Here is a 6,713-nt window from a genome sequence, read left to right as displayed (position 1 = left end):
CCGGTGGCTCGCCGACCGACTCGGGGAGCGATGGCCCGAGCACCGGCCAACCGAAGCGGTCGGGCGCGACCCGCTGGCGGCGATGTGTCCTGCCGGTCCGTACCTCTACGTCGACCCCGACGCGCTGCTCGCCCTCTACCAGGAGACCGAGCGCCCCTCGGAGCAAGTCGAGCAGGTAGCGTGGGTCCTCGACACCTATCCGCGAACCGACCGATAGCGGTCGAGCGAAGAAAGATATATGTGATGGGTGAGCATAGCTGTGTCAAACCGTGGCGCAGATCACTCGCCGGACACGTCTCGGACTCTCGCGAGCCACGGGAGTGCGGGGAGCGTCCGACCGATGGGGGGATAGCCGATGACCAGCGCCGAATACTTCGTTCGGCGGACGGTGCAGGCGGTGGTGACGTTCATCGCCGTCGTCATGCTGACGTTCTTCCTGTTCCGGGTGATGCCGGGCGGGCCCATCGAGGCGCTTCGCGCCCAACTCGTTCGAAGCGGCCGGTACTCCCCCGAGCAGATCGAGCGTATCATCTCCGTTCGGACGAACATCAGCCCGGAGAAGCCGATGTGGGCGCAGTTCTTCGAGTACTTCGGCGGGCTGTTGACCGGTAACTTCGGGCAGTCGATCCGAACGAACCAGCCGGTCGCCGAGATCCTCGCCAACGCGATGCCGTGGACCATCTTCCTGTCGGCAGTGTCGCTGTTGCTCATCTTCGCTATCGGCATCTTCCTGGGCGCGGCGATGGCGTACGCCGAGAGCAGCCGGTTCGACGTGAGTTCGTCGGTGGCGTCCATCGTCCTCACGTCGATACCGTTCTACGTCGTCGCCGTGATCTTCGTCTGGTTTCTGGGCTATCAGTGGAACCTCTTCCCGACGGGCGGCCGGGTAGACAACTCGCTGACACCCGGGTTGAACGTCGACTTCGTCGTCAGCGTCCTCTATCACGGTGCGCTTCCCATCGCGGCGCTGGTCGTCGCCGGGTTCGGCAACCGGGCGCTCCAGATGCGGGGCAACAGCATCCAAGTCCTCGGCAGCGACTACCTCCGGGTGGCCCGCCTGCGCGGCCTCTCAGAGCGTCGTATCGTCACACGCTACGTCGCTCGCAACGCCATCCTCCCGATGTACACGAGCATCATGCTCGCCATCGGGACGCTGTTCGGGAGCTCCATCATCCTCGAACAGATCTTCACCTACCCTGGGATGGGCTACTACATCTACCAGAGCCTCGACGCCAAAGACTACACCCTGTTGATGGGCGGGTTCCTGTTCGTTAGCTTCGGCACCATCTTCGGCGTCTACGTCGCCGACCTCACCTACGGCTTCATCGACCCCCGCGCGTCGGCCGACGACGACCAGAGCGGCTCGGGAATGAGCTTCCGGGGAGCGGTCGCGAAGCTCCGACGCTGGGCGAAGGGACTCGGTCGAAGCCCGTCGTCGGGCGCGGCGACCGACCGCGCACGAGCGAACGGCGCGGGAGCCACCGGGGCCTCGGACTCGTTGTTCGAGACGCGTGCGGACGAATCGCTGACGCGCGGCGAGCGGTTTCGCCAGTCGTTCGACGAGTACGTCCTCGCGACGGCACGGGTCGCGTGGACGGACTACCGCGCCCGCATCGGCCTCCTCGTCGTCTCGACGTTCCTGCTGATGGGTGCCATCGTCCTGATTCCGAAGTGGTGGAACAACGACATCATGCCGTTCCTCAACGCGACGCTCGGGCTCGGGCTGGGGACGCTGACACCACTCGTCCCGACGCCGGTGACCGGGTCGGACTACCTCCTGCCCCCGTTCCGGGGGGGTGTCGCCGCCCTCTGGCAGCCCGGTGGCTGGATCGAGTTCACGCCGTGGCCCGAACTCCGCCGTCCGTTCGGAACGCAGGACACGGGTAAGGACATCTTCGCCCAGATCGTCTACGCGACACCGGACATGTTGAAGATGGTCGCGGCCGGCGCGGTGTTCTCGACCGGACTCGCCACCGTCTGGGGAGCGTTCTCCGGCTACGCTGGCGGGGCCGTCGACCGACTGATGATGGCCATCTCCGACATCGTCATCACCATCCCCGGCCTGCCGCTCATCATCGTCCTCGCAGCCATCATCGAACCCGAGGACCCCGTCGTCGTCGGTATCCTCCTCTCGACGCACACCTGGGCCGGGTTCTCCCGGGCGCTGCGCTCGCAGGTGCTCACCATCCGCGAGGAGAGCTACGTCGAGGCCTCACGGACCATCGGCGTCTCGACGTCCTCCATCGTCTCTCGGGACATCCTGCCGAACCTGATGCCGCTGGTGATGGTCAACTTCGTCACCGGGGCGCGTCGTGTCATCATCTCCTCGGTCGCGCTGTACTTCCTCGGCATCCTGCCGTTCAGTACGTTCAACTGGGGCGTGATGATGAACTACGCGTACAACTCCGGGGCGCTACTGGACATGGCGTACGCCCACTGGTTCCTCGCCCCGATGCTCACCATCGTGCTGTTCTCGCTCGGGCTCATCCTGCTCGGGCAGGGGATGGACCGCATCTTCAACCCACGTATCCGGGCGAAACACATGAAGAGCCAGCAGACGAGCGAGGGGAGCGACGGCGCGGTCGCGGCCGACGGCGGGCGCGTGGAGTAGCGGGCTTCTCACGCCCACGCCGCCAACGGATCGGCCCGCCCGTTCACGGGGGTCTCGATCCCGTTTTTCGACGACACGGAGCGTTATTACGCCGACAGCCCTCACACTCACTCGTGGTTACGATACTGCCGCTCGCGGACGCGAAACGCGTCGTCGAGCACGCCGAAGGGAAAGCGAACCGACTCGGAATCGCCGCGACGGTCTCGGTCGTCAACGCCGAGGGGACGCCCGTGGCCATTCACCGGATGGACGGTGCGACACTCGTCAGCGTCGAGGTGTCCAGGGAGAAAGCGTACACAGCGGCCGCGACCGAGAAGCCGACGGCCGACTTGACGGCAGCGAGCCAGCCGGGCGGGGACGTCTACGGTCTCGCCTCCGCCGACCGGAACCGGCTCGCGGTGTTCGGCGGCGGCGTCCCGCTCGACCGCGACGGCACGGTGCTGGGTGCGGTCGGCGTCAGCGGCGGGAGCGTCGACGAGGACGTGGCCGTCGCGACGGCTGGTGCCGACGCGTTCGTGGCGGGCGACAGCGAGTAGGTCGCTCCCACGAGCGTGCTGGGTCGGTCAGGACGTGGACTGCTCGTCGCGTCGCCACCGCGACCGCTCGCGGGTCGACAGCGGGAGACAGCCGTCGGCGAGCGGGTCGTCGGTCGCCGCCATCCACCCCAGCAGGGCCGCTCGGAGTCGTCCCAGCGCCTCGACGTGGTCCGGGTTCGGGTCCGAGGCGGCGGCCAGCCACTCCTCGCGGGGCTGGTGGGGTGGGCCGTCGTACTGCGTCAGGTCCGACGCGAGGTTCTCGCGCTCGTCGGGGTCCGCATCGAGTCGATACAGCTCCTCCTCCGGGGCGATCCGCCCCTCCGGGTGCTCAACGCTCTTGCCCGCGTGCGCGACGAGCGTCGTCGCGTTCATCACGAACTTGTACTCGGGCGTCCGAATTGCTCGGCTCGGCGAGAGCCCCGCGTGCCACGTCTGTTCGGCGAAGAGGCGTTCTCTGGGGCTGTGTTCGCCCACCCCGGTCACCAACGGGGCGAACGAGCGGCCGTCGAGGTCCCGGTCGGGCGGCTCGACGCCCACGAGGTCGAGCAGCGTCGGCGCGAGGTCGACGCCGCTGAGCAGTTCGTCACGGACCGTCCCCGCCGGGGCCGGCGTGGCCGACGACCTGGCGGGGGGACGAACCACCAGCGCACACGCCAGTCCCGCGTCGAAGCACGTCGCCTTCGCCCGCTCGAAAGGGATGCCGTGGTCGGTCGTGACGACCAGCAGCGTCTCCCCGGCGAGTCCTCGCTCGTCGAGTAGATCGACGACACGCCCGACCGCCGGGTCGACGACGCCCGTGATGAGCGAGCGGTACTCGGCCAGCCGCTCGCGGACGTCGGGCGTGTCGGGGAGAAACGACGGGAGGTCCATCGTGTCGGGGTCGTAGCGGTCGTACGTCCCGTCGGGGACGCCGTCGCGGCGGAACGGAGTGTGGGGCTCGTGGAAGCCGAGCGACGCGAAGTACGGCGCGTCGTCGCCCGAGCGGTCGTCGAGCGTCTCGGCGAAGGCGTCGACCACGTCGTGTGCGCGGGTCGACTCCTCGCCGACGTGGTCGTATCCGACCCGGTCGGGGTCCGCCGAGACGTGCTGGACGCCGAACAGGTGGGTGTCGTACCCCGCCGCGCGCAACCGGTCGGGGAAGGTCACCTCGTCGTCGTGCAGTTCCCAGCCGCGATGCTGCAGTCCCATCAGCCCGTTTCGGTGCGGGTATCGGCCGGTCATGAGGCTCCCACGACTCGGCGAGCAGGTCGGCGCGGCCGCGAGGTAGTTCGTGAACCGGACGGACTCGCCGGCGAGTGCGTCGATGCGCGGCGTCTCGACGGCCGCCCCGTAACAGCCGAGATGGCGACCGAGGTCGTGACAGTGCAGGAAGACAACGTCAGGGCCATCGTGACCCCTGGTATCGATGGACGTGGACATCAGACGGACGTTCAAACGCGGCCGGCAAGTAGGTTACTGGGGCCAGTGGGCGTAACCACCCCGGCCCCTGGGAAGGTTTATCACGCTCCTGTCCGTCGGTCCGGGGATGCCCGTGAGTGATGGAACCGACGGGGACGACGACGGTCCGTCCCACACGTACCCGCCCAGCGAGTGGTCGGTCGAGGAACTGACGACGGCGCTCGGTGCATCCGAGGGAATCACGCCGCTTCCGACGTACGACGACGCCGAGGTGTGGGCGTCCATTCGCGGCGACGACACGCTCGCGTCGGTCGTCGGGCGGCTCCGAACGGAAGCCACGGCCTATCGCGAAGAGCCGGTTCCACGCGTGAGCGCCCGACAGTTCCAGGACGTCGCCGAGCACGGGCGGAAGTCCCGGTCGTACTACGAGACGCTCCGTCGACAGCGACGCGGAGCGACAGTGTTGGCGCTGGCCGAGTGTCTCGACCGCGACGGCCGGTCGCTCGACACCCTCGTCGAGCACGTCTGGGCACTCTGCGAGCAGACCTCGTGGCTCAACCCCCGGCAGGTCGAGGCCGCCGCGAGCGTCGACGGCCTGCCACGGCCGGCCCGGACCGTCGCGCCGACCGACCGCAACGTCACCCACTACACCGTCTGGACGGCCCACGAACTCGCGGAGGTCGACCACCTGCTCGGCGACCGCCTTCCAGCCGGCGTCCGTGACCGGCTCCGCGAGGAAATCGACGTGCGGCTCTTCAAACCGTACGAGGCGCGCGACGACTTCTGGTGGCTGCACGAGGCGAGCAACTGGAACGCGGTCTGCAGTAGTCGAACCGCCGTTACCGCGCTCTCCGTACTCGAAGACGACACCGACCGCCTCGGGCGCATCGTCACGAAGGCGGTCCACAGCCTCGGCGGCTATCTCGACTGTTTCGATGCCGACGGGTCGACCCCCGAGGGCGTGATGTACTGGGACTACGGGATGCGCTACTACGCCGAGCTCGCCGCCCATCTCGACGCGCGGACCGAGGGTCGGTACTCGCTGTTCGAGCCGCCGGTCGTCCGTGCCATCGCGCGGTTCCCACACCGTGTGGGGTTCCGTCCCGGCCGCTACCCCCCATTCAACGACTCGTTGGAGCGCTATGCCCCCCGACCGTCGACGTTCTTCCGGCTGGGCGAGTGGTTCGACGACCCGGCCGTGGTCGCTCACGGGTGGCGCGTGCTCACCGACGAGACTCCAGCCGGTGACCTGCACAACTTCCCGCCGGTCGACGTACCGTCGCTGGTTCGGGCGGCGAGCGTTGACGACGTCATCAGAACCGAAGCGACCGGCGAACGGTACGCACCGCCAGCGACGGCGTTCTTCAGCGGTAACGACTGGTGGGTCGCCCGCGCCGACCCGGCCGACCCCGACGGGCTGGTCGTGGCGACGAAAGGCGGCCACAACGGCGAACCCCACAACCACAACGACTGTGGGAGTTTCGTCGTGAGCCACCGCGACGAGTCGCTGCTCGCCGACCTCGCGCGCCGAGCTACAGCCGGGAGTACGGCGGTAACGGCCGCTACGACTTCCTCACAGCTCGGTCGCTTGGCCACTCCGTCCCGGTCGTGAACGGCCACGAGCAGGCCGTCGGCCGCGAGCACGCCGCGCGGGCCCTCGACCGGACGGCGTTCGGTGACGGCCCCGCCGACCGGGCATCCATCGCGTTCGACCTCACGGCCAGCTATCCCGACGAGGCGGGCCTCGACGCGCTTCGGCGAACCGTCGCGCTCGACCGGGCCGCTGGCACCGTCACTATCACCGACGAGGCCGCTTTCCGTGAGGACGGCGGTGACCTCGAATCCGTCGTCGTCTCCTATCACCCGATCACCGACGACGGCGGCGACCTGCTCGTCACCGGGGAACGTGGCGCGCTGTGCATCGAAACCGATGGCGAGGTCACGGCAGTCGAACACCTCGCCGACGCGGTCGACATGTCGTATCGCGACGCGTTCCCCGACGAGCGACCGGATGTGTGGCGAGCGCGCGTCGGTGCGGCCGAGACCGACGGCTCGGATCGGCGGGTCGAACTCCTCGTCCGACCCGTGGAGTGAACGCGACGCCGGCGGGACCTCCGGTGCTGACTGCGCGCGAGGAGCCGAGGGCGGGAGCGTCTCGTCATTCGGGC

General features: G+C 68.5%; 6 protein-coding genes. 5 read left to right on the top strand and 1 reads right to left on the bottom strand.

Annotated elements, in window-relative coordinates:
* The 3 genes from GQS65_RS05050 to GQS65_RS05040 all read left to right on the top strand — a co-directional run.
* The coding region (locus tag GQS65_RS05050; protein WP_158203586.1) for a hypothetical protein at positions 1–217 on the top strand (217 nt) is incomplete at its 5' end.
* Between the two features lie 138 nt (positions 218–355).
* Positions 356–2,611 (top strand): ABC transporter permease subunit, encoded by a 2,256-nt coding sequence (locus GQS65_RS05045; protein ID WP_158203585.1) that lies wholly within the window; start codon positions 356–358, stop codon positions 2,609–2,611.
* Positions 2,612–2,724: 113 nt separating this feature from the next.
* Positions 2,725–3,147, top strand: coding sequence for a heme-binding protein (locus GQS65_RS05040; RefSeq protein ID WP_368279840.1), 423 nt, complete (start codon positions 2,725–2,727; stop codon positions 3,145–3,147).
* 27 nt (positions 3,148–3,174) lie between these two features.
* Here the strand turns inward: GQS65_RS05040 and GQS65_RS05035 are convergent, their stop codons facing one another.
* Entirely contained in the window at positions 3,175–4,566 is a 1,392-nt protein-coding gene (locus GQS65_RS05035; protein ID WP_158203584.1) for a sulfatase family protein, read from the bottom strand.
* 106 nt (positions 4,567–4,672) lie between these two features.
* Here GQS65_RS05035 and GQS65_RS05030 point away from each other — a divergent pair, with 106 nt between their 5' ends.
* On the top strand, positions 4,673–6,157 hold the full coding sequence (locus tag GQS65_RS05030) for a heparinase (protein WP_158203583.1): 1,485 nt from the start codon (positions 4,673–4,675) through the stop codon (positions 6,155–6,157).
* Positions 6,154–6,639, top strand: coding sequence for a hypothetical protein (locus tag GQS65_RS05025; RefSeq protein ID WP_158203582.1), 486 nt, complete (start codon positions 6,154–6,156; stop codon positions 6,637–6,639). The genes GQS65_RS05030 and GQS65_RS05025 overlap by 4 nt, the downstream gene beginning before the upstream one ends.
* Positions 6,640–6,713: the final 74 nt, after the last annotated feature.

The organism is Halomarina oriensis, from assembly GCF_009791395.1.
Lineage (GTDB): Archaea > Halobacteriota > Halobacteria > Halobacteriales > Haloarculaceae > Halomarina > Halomarina oriensis.
This window is presented reverse-complemented; position numbering and strand designations above follow the sequence as displayed.

Bases quoted from the DNA above. Each gene is read 5' to 3' on its own strand.
- GQS65_RS05035 (WP_158203584.1), bottom strand. From the start codon at position 4,566: ATGTCCACGTCCATCGATACCAGGGGTCACGATGGCCCTGACGTTGTC.
- GQS65_RS05030 (WP_158203583.1), top strand. From the start codon at position 4,673: ATGCCCGTGAGTGATGGAACCGACGGGGACGACGACGGTCCGTCCCAC.
- GQS65_RS05045 (WP_158203585.1), top strand. From the start codon at position 356: ATGACCAGCGCCGAATACTTCGTTCGGCGGACGGTGCAGGCGGTGGTG.